General features: G+C 44.6%; 16 protein-coding genes. 5 read left to right on the top strand and 11 right to left on the bottom strand.

Annotated elements, in window-relative coordinates; translation table 11 throughout:
- The first annotated feature begins 3 nt into the window (after nucleotides 1-3).
- Nucleotides 4-573, top strand: coding sequence for a TetR/AcrR family transcriptional regulator (locus tag MHI55_RS16925; RefSeq protein WP_076317758.1), 570 nt, complete (start codon nucleotides 4-6; stop codon nucleotides 571-573).
- Nucleotides 574-875: 302 nt separating this feature from the next.
- Here MHI55_RS16925 and MHI55_RS16920 read toward each other — a convergent pair whose 3' ends face one another.
- Nucleotides 876-1241 (bottom strand): nuclear transport factor 2 family protein, encoded by a 366-nt coding sequence (locus tag MHI55_RS16920; protein ID WP_256721204.1) that lies wholly within the window; start codon nucleotides 1239-1241, stop codon nucleotides 876-878.
- 338 nt (nucleotides 1242-1579) lie between these two features.
- Here MHI55_RS16920 and MHI55_RS16915 point away from each other — a divergent pair, with 338 nt between their 5' ends.
- The 3 genes from MHI55_RS16915 (at nucleotide 1580) to MHI55_RS16905 (ending at nucleotide 4509) form a co-directional block, all read left to right on the top strand.
- Entirely contained in the window at nucleotides 1580-2542 is a 963-nt protein-coding gene (locus MHI55_RS16915; RefSeq protein ID WP_340386378.1) for a phosphatidylinositol-specific phospholipase C/glycerophosphodiester phosphodiesterase family protein, read from the top strand.
- Nucleotides 2529-3227, top strand: a complete 699-nt coding sequence (locus MHI55_RS16910) for a response regulator transcription factor (RefSeq protein ID WP_036613934.1) — start codon at nucleotides 2529-2531, stop codon at nucleotides 3225-3227. The genes MHI55_RS16915 and MHI55_RS16910 overlap by 14 nt, the downstream gene beginning before the upstream one ends.
- A 307-nt stretch (nucleotides 3228-3534) precedes the next feature.
- Entirely contained in the window at nucleotides 3535-4509 is a 975-nt protein-coding gene (locus tag MHI55_RS16905) for a HAMP domain-containing sensor histidine kinase (protein WP_101313850.1), read from the top strand.
- Nucleotides 4510-4632: 123 nt separating this feature from the next.
- Here MHI55_RS16905 and MHI55_RS16900 read toward each other — a convergent pair whose 3' ends face one another.
- The 3 genes from MHI55_RS16900 to MHI55_RS16890 form a co-directional block, all read right to left on the bottom strand.
- On the bottom strand, nucleotides 4633-5337 hold the full coding sequence (locus MHI55_RS16900) for a hypothetical protein (RefSeq protein ID WP_340386376.1): 705 nt from the start codon (nucleotides 5335-5337) through the stop codon (nucleotides 4633-4635).
- Nucleotides 5338-5438: 101 nt separating this feature from the next.
- The gene (locus tag MHI55_RS16895) at nucleotides 5439-6803 is read right to left on the bottom strand and encodes a HAMP domain-containing sensor histidine kinase (protein WP_257467839.1); all 1365 of its coding nucleotides are present in this window, start codon (nucleotides 6801-6803) and stop codon (nucleotides 5439-5441) included.
- Nucleotides 6804-6874: 71 nt separating this feature from the next.
- Nucleotides 6875-7582, bottom strand: coding sequence for a response regulator transcription factor (locus tag MHI55_RS16890; RefSeq protein ID WP_076250590.1), 708 nt, complete (start codon nucleotides 7580-7582; stop codon nucleotides 6875-6877).
- Nucleotides 7583-7739: 157 nt separating this feature from the next.
- Between MHI55_RS16890 and MHI55_RS16885 the strand changes: the two genes are divergently transcribed.
- A complete protein-coding gene (locus MHI55_RS16885; RefSeq protein WP_024630063.1) occupies nucleotides 7740-7997 on the top strand; it encodes a GlsB/YeaQ/YmgE family stress response membrane protein in 258 nt (85 codons plus the stop codon).
- Nucleotides 7998-8221: 224 nt separating this feature from the next.
- Here MHI55_RS16885 and MHI55_RS16880 read toward each other — a convergent pair whose 3' ends face one another.
- The 7 genes from MHI55_RS16880 to MHI55_RS16850 all read right to left on the bottom strand — a co-directional run bounded on the left by MHI55_RS16880 (nucleotide 8222) and on the right by MHI55_RS16850 (nucleotide 14797).
- A complete protein-coding gene (locus tag MHI55_RS16880; protein WP_036671514.1) occupies nucleotides 8222-8575 on the bottom strand; it encodes a hypothetical protein in 354 nt (117 codons plus the stop codon).
- Between the two features lie 51 nt (nucleotides 8576-8626).
- Nucleotides 8627-9835, bottom strand: coding sequence for a hypothetical protein (locus MHI55_RS16875; protein WP_101313847.1), 1209 nt, complete (start codon nucleotides 9833-9835; stop codon nucleotides 8627-8629).
- A 57-nt stretch (nucleotides 9836-9892) separates the two neighbouring features.
- A complete protein-coding gene (locus MHI55_RS16870; RefSeq protein ID WP_180361743.1) occupies nucleotides 9893-11560 on the bottom strand; it encodes a hypothetical protein in 1668 nt (555 codons plus the stop codon).
- A gap of 107 nt (nucleotides 11561-11667) precedes the next feature.
- Nucleotides 11668-13593, bottom strand: a complete 1926-nt coding sequence (locus tag MHI55_RS16865) for a collagen-like protein (RefSeq protein WP_340386374.1) — start codon at nucleotides 13591-13593, stop codon at nucleotides 11668-11670.
- 179 nt (nucleotides 13594-13772) lie between these two features.
- Nucleotides 13773-14012: an ATP-binding protein gene (locus MHI55_RS16860; protein ID WP_257467845.1), complete on the bottom strand. Its 240-nt coding sequence runs from the start codon at nucleotides 14010-14012 to the stop codon at nucleotides 13773-13775.
- A 133-nt stretch (nucleotides 14013-14145) separates the two neighbouring features.
- Nucleotides 14146-14679, bottom strand: a complete 534-nt coding sequence (locus MHI55_RS16855) for a DUF1572 family protein (protein ID WP_101313845.1) — start codon at nucleotides 14677-14679, stop codon at nucleotides 14146-14148.
- A complete protein-coding gene (locus MHI55_RS16850) occupies nucleotides 14672-14797 on the bottom strand; it encodes a hypothetical protein (RefSeq protein WP_257467838.1) in 126 nt (41 codons plus the stop codon). Before MHI55_RS16850 ends, MHI55_RS16855 begins: the two co-directional genes overlap by 8 nt.
- Between the last annotated feature and the right edge of the window lie 306 nt (nucleotides 14798-15103).

The raw sequence follows: 15103 nt of genomic DNA, 5'->3' as shown, positions 1-15103 counted from the left end.
TAGATGAAAATCAATGAAAAAAAGCTTGATTTAAGAGTTGCCAGGACTCATAAATTGTTAATTACGGCCTTTAGAGATCTGTTATCTGAGCAAGGCAAACTATTCAGCAATATCACGATTAATGAGATATGTGATAAAGCGATGGTTCACCGTACAACGTTTTACAAACATTTTGAGGATAAATTTGCGCTGTTATCCGCTACCCTCACGTGGGTTCTTCAGGATTATTTACAAATGAGTATAGAAGATCGGCTTCGGCAGCCCTTGCAAAGCCTATCTAGATTCATGTTGGAGAATTTACTGGAGCCGATTGTTCAAAACCAGAAGAATGACAAGGGATTTACTGACTTTTTCAAAAACTATATCGGAGATATATCCAGAAGAGATTTTCTGGAACTAAAAAGAAGAGGTAAACCATTTTCACCCCCCATAGAACTCTTAGCCGAATATCATTCAGGGGTCATTAGTTTACTTGTCACGTGGTGGATATATCATCTTGAAGAAGATGTTACGGCAGGACAGATGGATGAGTATTACTATCAAATGGTTAACGAGAAAATCATGTTAGACTAGCATGAAGCTCACTCTACGCGACGTACCTAGCCAAGTTATCCAGCCTGACCTATTTTCACCACCAGAATAAGAAGGTATCTTATTGTTGAGATAAAATAAAAACCGATGGGCATTTTACTTATGTAAAGTCCCATCGGTTTCTTTAGTTTTAGGATAGTTCGGTTGAAGGCCACAGATGCTGTGAATCTAAAATATAAGTCGATAAAATTATGTCTACTGATCAAAAAAATGGGTTACTATGTAGCAAACTAGCAATGGTTGCTTACCAGAGGCCTATGAAGTAACAACCACCTATATTCATCTTACGAGTTATATTCATTGTAAGCATCTTCAGTCGTCTGCACGTTCTTCAGATACACGATCTGCCCTGACTCGTTCACACGCATAATATCTATACCCGCCTTCGCATACACCGTGCCATCTACTGCTTGCCCGCATACTGCCCAGTTAGTTCGATAACTGCCGTCGGGCTGAAGAACCCATGCATCCCACATATGTTTAATGTCTTTATTGTATTCATAAAAAGTCTTAATAACCACCTCGAATCCTGTACGACTGCTACCGTTTGAAACAATTTCAGCATTCTGCGTGAACAGGGATAACAAGTCCTTCATAGCCCGATCGTCAGTGCGAGATGCATCAAACAAGCGATAATAATTATTTAACATCGTGATGTTTGCATCGGTGTTCAGAGAGTTGGTAGTATTGCCAGCGGTAAGGCCATAAATTTATCCTTTTCAAATTGAAAATTCAGATCTGTTAATACTTGTTGATTACCAAAAAAACTCTTCTTAAACTCTGAAGTACCAATTTCATTTCATTCGGGGTCATACGGTGGGCGTGACTAGGCGGAAAGTTGTGACTGTGAATGTCTTCTCTTCAGTGAAGAAATCTCGTTTGGTAGTGAAATGTAAAAACTTCATAAATTCCTTCGTTTTTATACGACTCCTTCTTCATTTGCGTCCTGTAGTATGTCTTACATCGGGATAACGAAGGAGCACAACGAATGAAGAAAACGATGATGTTAACCTTACTCATAGTCATTACGGCAGGAATGATCTGGTTCAACTGGGGGCTTGTTAGGACAGGTCAGAATCAGCCGGACTCTACATTTGGCACCAGCGGCTGGCAGGAGAATAGGCTTATTGCACATGCATTTGGTGGAGTTAACGGGGCTAGCTACACCAATTCTTATGAGGCGTTTATAACCAATTACAATAGAGGGTACCGTTTGTTCGAGGTTGATCTGGTGCAGACGACGGACGGGAAACTTGTAGCCAGACATGATTGGTCGCAGAAGCTACAGCCGGATTTGGCCGCTCATCGCGGACGAAACGTAACAACGCTTCAGTTTGAAAACTCGCTTATTATGGGAAGATTCCACCCTCTTACACTGCCGGACATACTGCAGCTGATGCAGCAATATCCTGATTTTGACTTAATTGTGGATACGAAAGCAGGCAGCAAAGAGCAAATTCAGCAGCAGTTTGCGCATCTAGTCAATGAGGTTCAACGTACGGATCCTGCACTGCTCAACCGGATTATACCTGAAATTTTCAGCCCGGAAATGTATGACACGGTTATGGGAATCCACCCCTTTCCAAACAAAATATATTCACTTTACAAAACTGGCGCCTCCGCCGAAAGTATTGTAGAATTCGTAAGGGACAAACAACTGACAGCGGTTGCCATGCCTGTATACCGTGTGTATCTAAACCCCAATTTAGTTCCAACACTACATAAGTTTGGGGTAAAAAGCTATGTTCACACCGTCAACAGCAGACCGGTTATGCAGATTCTGTCCAGGTTCGGGGTGCATGGATTTTACACGGATCAGGAAGAATCACCAGCGGAGCTGATGCTTGCAGACGCTCCCCCCGGCCATGTTGAATTTTCGGGATACATGAGTTCCGGATTAGTAAATATAAGAAATATCGTGATGAAGGTGAGAATTAATGGCTATAAATAACATTCTTGTTGTAGACGATGAACCGGAAATTCGAGAAGCGCTTGTTATTTATTTGAAAAGCGAAGATGTGGATGTATTAACTGCCTCTAACGGATTGGAGGCGCTGGAAATTCTTGAACAAGAAACCATTCATCTTATTATCATGGACAACATGATGCCACAGCTCGATGGAATTAAAACGACATTTAAAATTCGTGAAAACAAAAATATACCGATCATTATGCTTTCCGCCAAGTCAGAAGATAGCGACAAGATTTTGGGACTCAACGTTGGGGCTGATGACTATATTACGAAGCCGTTCAATCCTCTAGAGCTGATCGCTAGAGTCAGATCTCAGCTGCGCCGGTTTACGAATTTAGGTTCCTTCCAGTCAAACGGGGATGAGCTCATTCAAGTAAGAGGACTCGTGCTGAACAAAAGCTCGAAGACTGTTGAGATAGATGGAGAGGACGTCAGATTGACCCCGAAAGAATACAAAATTTTGGAGCTGCTGATGGAGAACAAGGGTAGGGTTTTCTCAATCGAAGAGATTTATGAGCGCGTGTGGAATGAACTGATCTTCACTTCAGAGAATACGGTTGCCGTACATGTGAGAAACATTCGTGAAAAAATTGAAATCAATCCCAAAGACCCAAAATATTTAAAGGTGGTATGGGGAATTGGATACAAAATCGAGAAAAAATAAAGCCGATCGGAAGGTTCCAATCGACCTTATTGTCATCATTGTCGCCGCGATTCTATGGAGCCTCGTACTCATAAACAGGTATTCATACACGGGGTTGAGTCTGAGCTATTCAACTTCAAGTTATATCCAGACACTGCTTGCCTTAATTATTCTTTGCCTGCTGGCAAGCAGACTGTTTCTTTATTTTAAGGCACCCCATAGTAGGCGTTCCTTCTGGCATGGCAGTCTGCTGATGGATTACTTTCATATTTGGAGAACCGGTCTTAGAGCCAGTTTACAAAACGGGAGACTAACGTTTGGCCTCATCATGATGCTTTTGCTAACCGCGATAGCCGGCATTTGTATTTGGCAGGCAGTCACATATTACGGACAGGGGTGGCTTCTACTTTATTTGTTGCTCTACGTGTTGTTCTTGGTTCCATATATACTTTCCAAGCTTAGAAGATTCATCGCCATTATCAACGGGAGCAAAGAGATTGCCGAAGGAAATATTCAAAACACAATTCAGGATACCGGCAAGGATGATCTATCCAAGCTTGCTGGTTATATTAACAATATGAAAGCCGGGTATCAAAGCGCGCTGGAGAATCAAATGAAGAGCGAACGGTTAAAAACAGAGCTGATTACCAACGTATCACATGATTTGAAGACCCCACTTACTTCTATTATCAACTATGTTGATTTATTAAAAAAAGAAAATCTGTCTACAGAGACCACCCGATCCTATATTGAAACCCTGGACCGGAAGGCGCTACGGATGAAGCTGTTGATTGAAGACCTGTTCGAAATCTCAAAGATGGCCAGTGGTACAGTAGAGCTGGATATTGAGTACGTCGATGTCGCGACATTGTTGACACAGGCAATTGCCGAGTCCAACACCAGTATGGGACAAGCGTCGCCTGTGATTCGGGAGAGGATTGCGAAATTCCCGATCCATGCACATTTGGACGGCAATAAAATTTGGCGTGTATTCGAAAATTTAATTGGCAACGCGCAGAAATATTCGCTTCCGGGAACCAGAATCTATATTTATTTGGATGAGTCTGATGATCTGGTGCTATTCAAAATTCAAAATACTGCTGCTTATGAGATTGATTTTGCTGCGGAAGAGTTGTTCGAACGTTTCAAAAGAGCAGATGAATCCCGCCAGACAGAAGGCTCCGGCCTAGGGCTGTCCATTGTGAAAAGTATCGTTGAGCTGCACGGCGGGGAGATCAAAATCGAAATTCATGGTGATCAATTCAACGTTATTCTGCATTTGCCCAAGCAGCGCTTAATTTAAAAGTCCTAAAACTACGTTAACCCTCAATGCTCCTTTTCAGGAGTATGAGGGTTAACTTTTCATTTTTATTCAGGTATAAAAGGTGAATCGTATGAATGGCTTACCAACATCGATTCCTAAATATTAGTCCAGAAGGCTGTAGATCTGAATGCTCTCCACCTTGGCATCCTTGATATGGAACGACATCACATCCACATAATTGGATGGCTCGTAACGGAAGTCATCCTCCTCATTAGGGGCTCCATCACCAAGCAGTTTCCCCTCAGGGTAGGCGTTTTTGAGTGTATCCAGGCTATCTCCTGCTTTAATGTTTCGCACTGTCGCGTACTTGGGATCTGTGATTTCGATATGAAAGATGGAGTCTTGTTTTCCCTCTGGTATACTGATTGTTTTAATCTCCAGACCAGGATACGTATAGACCTTTTCTGTAAAACCGATTAACGTATCCATGTTTGTTCCATCGTCGGCACTGTACGTATGAGATTTCAGGTTATCCGGTTTGCCCAGCATCTGTTCCATCTGATCTTCATTCGCTGTATCCGAAATCGCAATGGTGTGCTCATTATAGACAAAAGCAAGCTCCTTCAGCACCACATTGCCTTCCTTCTCCATCGAACCTTCCTTAATAGCTTCAGTCCCCTTTTCTTCAGAACTTTCGGAAGCAGGAGCATTAGCATTTGTTGCTCCTTCGCCTTTGCTTTGTTCATTCGCTGTGTTCTGTCCGGTTGCTGGGGGCGTAGCATCATTGGACTGACAGCCCGCTAATGCCACCGTTAGTAGAGCACCTAGTACGATAACACCTGTTGCTTTGTTTATCAATTTCATCATGATCCCTCCATAAATGTGTGATTTGTTCTTATGAAGTGATTATAAATAAAACATTTGTTAGTCTCATAACAGAAATGTACCAATCTTGTAACGTTAATTATTTACGATTGTGTTTCCGCACGGGGCAACACAATCGTAACGGTTGTTCCTTCCCCGATTTGACTTTCCATGTCAATATAACCATTAAACCGCTCGACAATCTCCTTGCAAATAGAAAGCCCAAGACCTGAACCGTTCGCTGTGCTAGCATTTTTCGCCCGGTAAAAACGTTCCTGTACTCTCTCCAGCTCATCGCCCGCGATACCAATACCTTGATCACGTATCCGTATAACCACCTCACTTGGCGTATGCTCCATCTCTACTTTAATCTGTGAGTGACTTCCTGAGTATTTGATGGCATTGTCCACAAGATTGGCGATGGCATGGGACATCAACATGGGATTGACATCGGAGTAGACTTTTGTCAGACCTCCATCTGTTGATCCTCCCTCCACTTTACTAACCATAATCTCAATTCCTTTATCTTTGGCCTTGGCACCCATACTCGTTGCGACTTGCTGAATCAGTTCGTTTATTTCCGTTTTCTCGACTTCCAGTTCGTTAGAACCAGCCTTGTCGAATCGGGATAACAACAACAGTTCATTAATCAAGCGCGTCAGCCGATCTGATTCCTGCAACAGATGAGCATAGATTTTTTGTAACTCCTTGTCCTCGTTCTCCCCTTCAACCAAGTATTGAGAGAAACCACGAATGGCTGCCAAGGGTGTTTTTAACTCGTGAGATACGTTGGAGACGAATTGCCTCTGGTACTGAATGTAATCATGAAGCTGCCGCCCCATGGAATCCAGTCCATCTGCCAGCATGCCCAGCTCATCCTTACGGTTTAGATGAACTCTCCGAAACTCCTGCCTAGAGAAACTTTGCGCAGCGTCAAGCAACAGTTTAATCGGCTTGGTTGTGTTGCGGGCAATCCACAGACTGGATAACGTAATCAGTACAATAAATCCGCCTGCACCCGCAAACAGGATATAACGGATTTGATCCATAATCGCATAAAAGTAGGAAATGTCCTCCACGAACTCATACACATAAGCGTTCTCGTAGAATTGATCCTGAATGGGCGTCGCGAAATAAAGCAGATGATCTTCCGTTACGGTGTAGGCATAACTGCCGCTCAGGGCTTTCTCAATATTCTTTTCGAAAATAAGAGGTTTGCCATCATTAATGATGATGCCATCCACAGCCAAGCCCAGCAACTGCTTGGAGCTGTCATAGATACGTACTTCCTTGCCTGAAGCTTTCAGCTTCTCCAGAGCGAGTCTGACAATTTCCTTGGTCTGGGGCTCTCCTGAAGATGACCTATGCTGAGATAACACCTCACGGAAGGACAACTCGGACAGATCCGCCTTCTCCATCATCTGTTTCTCAATGGTAATGAAGCTGTAGTAATCGATGGCTTTATTCACCGCAAAAATGATGATGCCAAAGGACAGCACGGAGAAAAATAAATAATTCAGCAGTAACCGGGTTGCATACTTCAGGCCTCGCCACCTCCAAGTTGATAGCCAAATCCATAGATCGTCCTGACATACTTCGGTTCGTCCGCGTTATCCTCCAGCTTCTTCCGTAATCGCATGATGGTCATATCCACACTGCGACTGTCTCCCATAAAATCATATCCCCATCCGATCTGCAGCAGCTCATCCCGGGTAAAGATTTTGTCTGGCCTTTTGAGTAACGTTTCCAGAATTTTAAACTCTTTGGCCGTTAAAGACACGGGTACACCGTTTTTTAGCACCCTGCGGCTTTCCAGATCAAATGTCAGCTCTTCATGAATGATGCGTGTAGATTTCACTTCTGTTCCTTCACTTGATTCCTCCTTGCTCTCGTTTCTTCTCAGAATGACCTTGATCCGAGCGAGCAATTCACGATTGTCAAAAGGTTTGGTCATGTAATCTTCCGCCCCTAGCTCTAGTCCCAACACCTTGTCGATTACCTCATTTTTGGCAGAGAGCATGATCACAGGAACGGCACGTTTCCCGGTGATTTCCTTGCACAGGTCATATCCAGAGCAGTCAGGCAGCATTAAATCAAGCACCACCAGATCCGGCTGAAAAGTATCCAGCAGCTGCAAGGCTATTTTACCGTTCTCAGCCGTTTGAACGACGTAGTTTTCTCTTCTCAGTACAAGCTCAATTAAATCTCGAATTGCAATTTCATCATCAATGACTAGGATTTTCTTCAACTGTACACCCCTATCTAGCCTTGTTTTCACCAGCTTTAATCAATTATTAACCCATCTTAGCACAGGCGCTTTAGATTCCTCCACCAACAGGAAGATAAGGTATATTCCAACGAACCCAACATAACTTGTAATAAACCCGAAGAAAGGAGAACAATCCATGGATCTGCTCTGGGTACTCATTGTTGGTGGACTTATTGGCTGGTTAAGCGGCAACTTAATTGGGCGGGACGTACCGGGCGGTGTACTTGGGAACATTATCGCGGGTTTTATCGGTTCCTGGTTAGGAACGGAATTGCTGGGACCAAGGGGGCCGGTGATTGGCGGATTTCATATTATTCCCGCCATTGTTGGCTCGATTATTGCCCTGCTCATCTTTTTCGCTCTGGCACGCGGCGGAGCCTTCCGAAGACGTTAACATAGAGAGGCGAAAACCGATCCCGTCATTCATTAGTGCAGGATAAACATAGAAGGACCGAAAGCATTCATCGATGGAAGATGAACACTTACGGTCCTTTTTTTATTTTTGTACTGATTTCATCCATTGAGCCAAAAGACAGATCCACCATCCTCTTCATTTCTTCTCTAAAGTGCTTTGACGAGTTTGTTTTATCTAACTCAGCCCGCCGTTTATCTTGCTTCTTATGCTTCGTCAAGTTGTTCAGAAGCTACTAAGCGATGCGCCGAGACAAGCTGTCCGGCAGCATCCTTACCCCAAACTGAAATTTGAACTTGTTGTTCTGCTAAACCGCTTGTTGTAAAGACGAATTCAAAAGAATTAAAGTCTGCATAATAATTTTTGGTTAGGACTTGATTAGGATTGATAGAAATTAACTCAAGTACATATAGTGTTCTTGTTCCATTCAAATAATAACCCTGAATCAAGATATTTGAGCCATCGACTAAGTTGCGATTATCTATTTTGATCGTCAACTGTTGTGTCGGCCTTACACTATTAACAGGATTATTTTCTATCGGACCGGTGGATAAAATCATTCTCTCTTACCCCTTTCCAACATTTAATGTATTTCACTATGACCTGAGGTTTTACCAGCTCTCAGCAACACTAAATACCACATCAACTATATTTGAGCCTGCCCCACCAATATTTGATACAGCTAATGTTACGACCTGATTTTCAGGAAGCGTGAAATCGAATAGTTCTGAAGAAGCTAATATCCTGTTTCCTCCTGTTCCGCCTCCTGTAATTCCTTGAAAAACGACTTCCCCCCCAGTAATCGTCGTAGAAGAGTTGTTTACCAACAGAGCTGTTTCGCTATCGGGAATGATCGTTGTAGCTGTTGGATAATTAATAAATGCTCCGTCGAGAGTTCCACCCACAAGTACTTGATAACTAAGATCTACGGATGAGATAATGTTTATTTCTTCTAGATCCACTTGAACAGAGTTCGTTCTAGCTGATCCCGAAGGAAAGATTGCTTTTCTTGTAAATGATAGGACGGGTGTTAGTGTTGATGTGAGATTGGTAACCCTCCTCCTTTCCGAAGTGACTCTAAAGGTAGGATCATATTTTCCGATAATGCTATATTGTCTTCCTCCAACAAAAAGGGTGTAGGATGTAGCAGTTCCGTTATTATCGATTTGTGCTCTTAATGGAAGATTGGGGTCAATAAAACTCGTTTGACCAGTTGGGGAGAATCGGTGGACGGTAATTACCTCTTGCGCTAAAGTCGCCGGATTAGGGATGACCACTCTAAATTCGACTACTCCATATCCATACCAAGTAAATACGATTTGAAATATATTCCCTTTAGATAGATTAAGTGTCGCTCCGCTTGATCCAGTACCATCCAATCGGTCTACATTCCATGAACTTTGAGGAAAAGTTGTATCGGAGCCTCCTCGCCGTATGACCACGAATACATTTGTGCTATCCACTCCAAAAAAGGCCCCGTTCTGATCGTCAAAGAATCCCCATCTTCCAATCTGATTGCCTATCGGCAGTATAGGTATTCGAACGCCGATTCCGGCTTCTCCTGCGAATCCTGGCTCGTATCTACCTCGTAATACACTTTCTAGAATGGCCGAATCTGTTCCGTTAGTGGTATTGCTTAGATTAAATTCCGTTGCATCATTGGTAACCGTACCATCCCCAGCGGTTGTAACGGAATCTCTTAGAATGGATAGACCATATGCAGATGTTAACTCCACAATTGGGGTTTTTTCCGATACAATCAGCTCATCGAATTGCGAACTTATATTTGGACCCATATTTGAGATTATAATATCCGACAAGATAGTTCCTCCTTAGCAGGAAGGGAAAAGTGAATCCCCTCCTTCTCCTATTACTTTTTACCATTCTTCAGTAAGACTGAAGGTGGCCGTAACAGGATTAGTCCCCCCGCTTAAATTCGCTACGGCTAAAGTCACAATTTCAGAGTCAGGTAATTGGAAATCCAATAATGAAGAAGAAGCTGCTATTCTGACACTTCCCGCAACTCCGGCTACTAAGCCTTGTAATAGGACTTGACCATCCGCAATTGTCGTTAGTGTGTTGTTAATTAGAAGAGCTGTTTCCGAAGTTGGAATATTAGTCGTTGCTGTTGGAAAGTTTACGAAGCCTCCATTAATCGTTCCGCCTAATATGATCTGATAATAAATATCATCTGTAGTTATAAGATCAATACTTTCTAATTTGACACTCACTGAATTTGCCCTACCTGAACCTGGCGGGAAGGATGTCTTTCTTTGGAAAGACAAAATTGGTGTGAGTGACCCTGTTGCAGTTACAGTTCTCCTTTCGGAAGTAACCCTGAAAACGGGATTATATTTACCCAATATACTGTATTGTCTTCCTCCAACGAATAAATTGAGTTCTGATTCTGTGCCATTATTAAAGATTTCCGCACGTAGCGGAAGATTAGGATCGGCCAGACTGGTTTGCCCATTGGGGGAAAAGCGATGAACGATAATTACTTCTTGTGCTAAAGTTGCAGGATCAGGGATGACAACTCTAAATTCGATTACTCCATACCCGTACCATGTAAATACGATTTGAAATATATTCCCTGTAGATAAACTAAGCGTTGCGCCACTCGGACCTGTTCCATCTAATTTATCCACATTCCAAGATGCTTGAGGAATAATAGTGTCAACACCTGCTCTTCTGATCGCTACAAATATTCCATTCACTACGCTCTGTCCAAAGAATAAGCCGTTCTGATCGTCAAAAGCGCCCCATCTGACCACTTGGGCCCCTGTCGGTGGAGCCGGCAATCGAACTCCTATTCCTATTTCTCCCGCTAAACCTGATTCATACCTTCCTCTCTCCGAGCTTTGAAGAATAGCAATGTCAGATCCGGATATAGTTGTAGTTAATTGAAATTCCGTATTATTACTTCCCACTGTAGCATCGCCCAATGTTAAAACAATGTCTCTTAGGTTGGATAAGCCATATACAGAAGTCAACTCAATAATCGGCGTTTTTTCACTGGTTCTTAATTCGTTAAATTGAGAGCTGACATTTGGTCCTACTCCCACGATGGTCGCATTAGGCTCAATCGTACCTGGGGCTCCCGTCGCTCCTGTGACTCCTGTAGCCCCTGTAGCCCCAGTGGCTCCTATGGCTCCTGTAGCTCCCGTTGTTCCTGGGGGTCCTGTTACTTCATTTGCACCTAGCAATTCTGAAGATACAATACGATGGGGAATTACAAGTTGCCCTTCTACATTTTTTCCCCAAACCGAGATTCCCGTCTGATCTTCTGCTAAACCGCTCGTTGTAAAGACAAATTCAAAAGCATTAAAGTTCCCATCATAATTCTTCGTTATTACTTCATTTGGATTCACATTAATGAGTTCGTTTACGTATAAGTTTCGAGCTCCGTCTAGATAGTATCCTTGAATCAAAACATCGGCACTATTGATTAAATCTCGATTATCCATTTTAATTGTCAGTTGCTGCGTTGGCCTTACACCACTGACCGGATTATTCTCAATCGGTCCGGTTGATAAAATAGCCATAAAATTTTATTCTCCTTTTTTCCAAATGATTAGAGGCAGAAATATTCATCCACCTCCACTCCTTTGGTTTTAAACTAACAAAATTTATGCTCTCATTTTCCACCCAGTTACTGAACCTGAATAATTGAAACAGAACCATCTGTAGATGTAGCTGTTGCTGACCCATTATAAAGAAAATCGATTGTAAGCGCAGTTGAAGTAGCATCAGCTAAAAACGTACCCGATACACTTACATTCGCATCTAAAGTTCCTGTAACTGCTCTCCCTGAAAACCGACTTTGAAATACGAGATTAATTCTTGGTGTAACCGTAACGTTCCCAATTACAGAACTCGTTCCTCTAAACGTATACGAAACCAAATAAATGTGCCCTGATGCCAGTACAAAGGTAGTACTTGTTGGGTGTAATATGTTAGTGCCATTAATAAATACAGTCGTATACGAAATAGCTGTCGCATTTGCAACAGAAGGTACGCTAACATTAAATAATCCATTTTGTATTGTGGCATTTGCCCCGGTTGCACCTGTGCTCCCTGTGGCCCCAGTTGAGCCCGTTGCACCTGTTGCCCCACTTGTGCCTGTTTGCCCAGTCGTACCTGAGATCCCCGTGGCCCCAGATACGCCCGTTGCCCCTGTTTCCCCGGTTGCGCCCGTGATGCCCGTGGCTCCCGTTACGCCGGTTGCACCAGTTTCCCCAGTAGCACCTGTGATCCCGGTTACGCCCGTGATGCCTGTGGCTCCGGTTACGCCCGTTGCCCCTGTTTCCCCGGTTGCGCCCGTGATGCCCGTGGCTCCGGTTGCACCCGTTGCACCAGTCTCGCCGGTTACGCCAGTGATGCCCGTGGCTCCGGTTGCACCCGTTGCACCCGTTTCCCCAGTTACGCCAGTGATGCCCGTGGCTCCAGTTCCCCCCGTTGCCCCTGTTTCCCCGGTTGCGCCCGTGATGCCTGTGGCTCCAGTTCCCCCCGTTGCACCCGTTTCCCCGGTTGCGCCCGTGATGCCCGTGGCTCCCGTTACGCCGGTTGCACCAGTTTCCCCAGTAGCACCTGTGATCCCGGTTACGCCCGTGATGCCTGTGGCTCCGGTTACGCCCGTTGCCCCTGTTTCCCCGGTTGCGCCCGTGATGCCCGTGGCTCCGGTTACGCCCGTTGCCCCTGTTTCCCCGGTTACGCCAGTGATGCCCGTTGCCCCTGTTTCCCCGGTTGCGCCCGTGATGCCCGTGGCTCCGGTTACGCCCGTTGCCCCTGTTTCCCCGGTTACGCCAGTGATGCCCGTGGCTCCCGTTACGCCGGTTGCCCCCGTTGCCCCTGTCTCGCCGGTTGCGCCTGAGATACCTGTGGCTCCCGTTACCCCCGTTGCACCAGTCTCCCCGGTTGCACCCGTGATGCCTGTGGCTCCGGTTGCCCCCGTTGCACCAGTCTCGCCGGTTACGCCCGTGATGCCTGAGGCTCCGGTTACGCCCGTGGCTCCTGTCTCGCCGGTTGCGCCTGAGATGCCTGAGGCTCCGGTTACGCCCGTTGCTCCAGTTGCACCTCCATCGGGGCCTGTATTCCCTGTAGCTCCAGTTAATCCAGTTACGCCCGTTGCCCCAGTCGCACCGGTTGAACCTGTGTTCCCCGTAGCTCCAGTTACGCCCGTGGCCCCAGTTGCGCCGGTTGAGCCTGTGATTCCCGTGGCTCCATTGTCTTCTAACAATTCTGAAGATACAATACGGTGAGGCGTTACGAGCTGTCCCATGGAGTTTTTTCCCCAAACTGAAATTTCTACTTGTTGTTCTGCTAAACCACTCGTTGTAAAGACAAATTCAAATACGTCTAGGTTTGCAAAATAATCTTTTTTTATGGCTTGATTTGGATTTACGCTAATTAATTCGAGTATATATTCCGTTCTGGTTCCGTTTAGGTAATAACCCTGAATCAAAACAATTGCATTCGTAACCAAATTTCTATTATCAATATTAATGGTCAGCTGTTGTGTTGGTCTTACACCACTGACCGGATTATTCTCAATCGGTCCAGTTGATAAAATGGCCATTTATTTCACCCCGCTTTCTTTACGTTTTAGGAACAGGAGAGAATTGCATTCCTTATATCCTAATCCTTCTCTCACTCCTATAGACCGACAATTTCAACGGTTTGGTCATCCACTTCTCTGTGCCACGAAAGCACTTGTGCCTTTTCTTCACAACAAAAAAAGCCGCTAAAATAGCGACTTTAAAGGGTATTCGTTCTTTTACATCGACCTGAACCGTTCGATGTGCTTGCATTTTTCGCCCGGTAAAAACGTTCCTGCACTCTCTCCAGCTCATCGCCCTCGATGCCGATACCTTGATCACGTATCCGTATAACTATCTCGCTTGTCGTATGTTCCAACTTCAATTCGATTAGCGATGGACTGCCTGAATATTTGATGGCATTGTCCACAAGGTTGGCGATCGCATGGGACATCAGCATTGGATTCACGTTGGCGTGGACTTTCGTCAGAAGCTTATCCTCCGTTTTCTCGACTTCCAGTTCGTTAGAACCATTCTTGTCGAATCGGGATGTTTGAACGGTTCAAGTCTGATCATGACCATCTATGCCCTCCTCAATGGTACTGACCCGTGACATGTTCTTGCGTATCTTGCAGCATCTTGGCAAGCACAACGATCTGTCCTGCGTGATACCCGTAGTGTGCCGATACCTGGATAAGCAGACGACCGATTACTCTTGTATCGTAGGTTTCTTCAGTACACCTATTCGTTCGATGCATTCGGTTCCAATCCTCACGGTCATAGCGAATGATAACCTCTCGGGACAAATCGTCGTTCGATAACGCAGCTACAACATTTTCCGATTCCTTTCTGGTTTCCCGAAGAAGAAGAATCAGCTTTTCTCTCGATATTCCCCCGTCCTTCGTGAATTCACGGGTTCGCGTCCGGATGAACGGTCTGTTGCCGATCGCGCTAACGAAATTCTGATATTCGTTACCTGCCAAATGCAAACAAAGATTACCGACGCTATTCATGGAGCCCTTTATTCTTATCCAAATGAGTTCATCATTCAGCAAGTTCAAACTCTTCTCGATACGGTCAAGCTGCTTGTTCATGTCTTCCATAACGTGTCTGATCAGTTCAATCATGAACATCCCCCCAATTCTCGGTCAGGCGCAAATAATCTTCAAGGGTTACATGCGCGAATTCTCCAACTTGAATGGAGAAACCTGTCAGTATAAAATGAACGACTCGCAAATTTATCATCGTCGTGACCCACCTCCATCTGCTCTATTGAATCCATGATAATGAATTGCCCTTCGAGTGTAAAATGAAAAATACCAGCCAATCGGGCGTTAGCCATACGATTGCCTTCGATGATACTACCGGCTGTGCCAGCTAATATCCTGGTAAAACCGTTACCCGTTCCATTAACCGTGTCATAGGATTAGCAGTCCCCTCCTTGGAAGCGATCTCTCCTGCTATCGCCGCTTTTATTAAAGAGACGCAAAGTTTGCTTACATAAATCTTTTAAATCACAATCAGTACAAGTTCTTGTCCTTGGCTCGGGAC

The sequence above is a fragment of the Paenibacillus sp. FSL E2-0151 genome, from assembly GCF_037993015.1.
Classification (GTDB): Bacteria; Bacillota; Bacilli; order Paenibacillales; family Paenibacillaceae; genus Paenibacillus; species Paenibacillus amylolyticus.
The sequence above is the reverse complement of the archived record's forward strand: the minus strand, read 5'-3'. Positions and strand labels throughout refer to the sequence as shown.

What these genes read in the sequence shown, in the direction of transcription:
- MHI55_RS16925 (WP_076317758.1), top strand. Translation starts at nt 4, where the DNA reads ATGAAAATCAATGAAAAAAAGCTTGATTTAAGAGTTGCCAGGACTCAT.
- MHI55_RS16920 (WP_256721204.1), bottom strand. Translation starts at nt 1,241, where the DNA reads ATGTTAAATAATTATTATCGCTTGTTTGATGCATCTCGCACTGACGAT.
- MHI55_RS16915 (WP_340386378.1), top strand. Translation starts at nt 1,580, where the DNA reads ATGAAGAAAACGATGATGTTAACCTTACTCATAGTCATTACGGCAGGA.
- MHI55_RS16910 (WP_036613934.1), top strand. Translation starts at nt 2,529, where the DNA reads ATGGCTATAAATAACATTCTTGTTGTAGACGATGAACCGGAAATTCGA.
- MHI55_RS16905 (WP_101313850.1), top strand. Translation starts at nt 3,535, where the DNA reads ATGATGCTTTTGCTAACCGCGATAGCCGGCATTTGTATTTGGCAGGCA.
- MHI55_RS16900 (WP_340386376.1), bottom strand. Translation starts at nt 5,337, where the DNA reads ATGATGAAATTGATAAACAAAGCAACAGGTGTTATCGTACTAGGTGCT.
- MHI55_RS16885 (WP_024630063.1), top strand. Translation starts at nt 7,740, where the DNA reads ATGGATCTGCTCTGGGTACTCATTGTTGGTGGACTTATTGGCTGGTTA.
- MHI55_RS16880 (WP_036671514.1), bottom strand. Translation starts at nt 8,575, where the DNA reads ATGATTTTATCCACCGGTCCGATAGAAAATAATCCTGTTAATAGTGTA.
- MHI55_RS16870 (WP_180361743.1), bottom strand. Translation starts at nt 11,560, where the DNA reads ATGGCTATTTTATCAACCGGACCGATTGAGAATAATCCGGTCAGTGGT.
- MHI55_RS16865 (WP_340386374.1), bottom strand. Translation starts at nt 13,593, where the DNA reads ATGGCCATTTTATCAACTGGACCGATTGAGAATAATCCGGTCAGTGGT.
- MHI55_RS16860 (WP_257467845.1), bottom strand. Translation starts at nt 14,012, where the DNA reads ATGCTGATGTCCCATGCGATCGCCAACCTTGTGGACAATGCCATCAAA.
- MHI55_RS16855 (WP_101313845.1), bottom strand. Translation starts at nt 14,679, where the DNA reads ATGATTGAACTGATCAGACACGTTATGGAAGACATGAACAAGCAGCTT.
- MHI55_RS16850 (WP_257467838.1), bottom strand. Translation starts at nt 14,797, where the DNA reads ATGATAAATTTGCGAGTCGTTCATTTTATACTGACAGGTTTCTCCATT.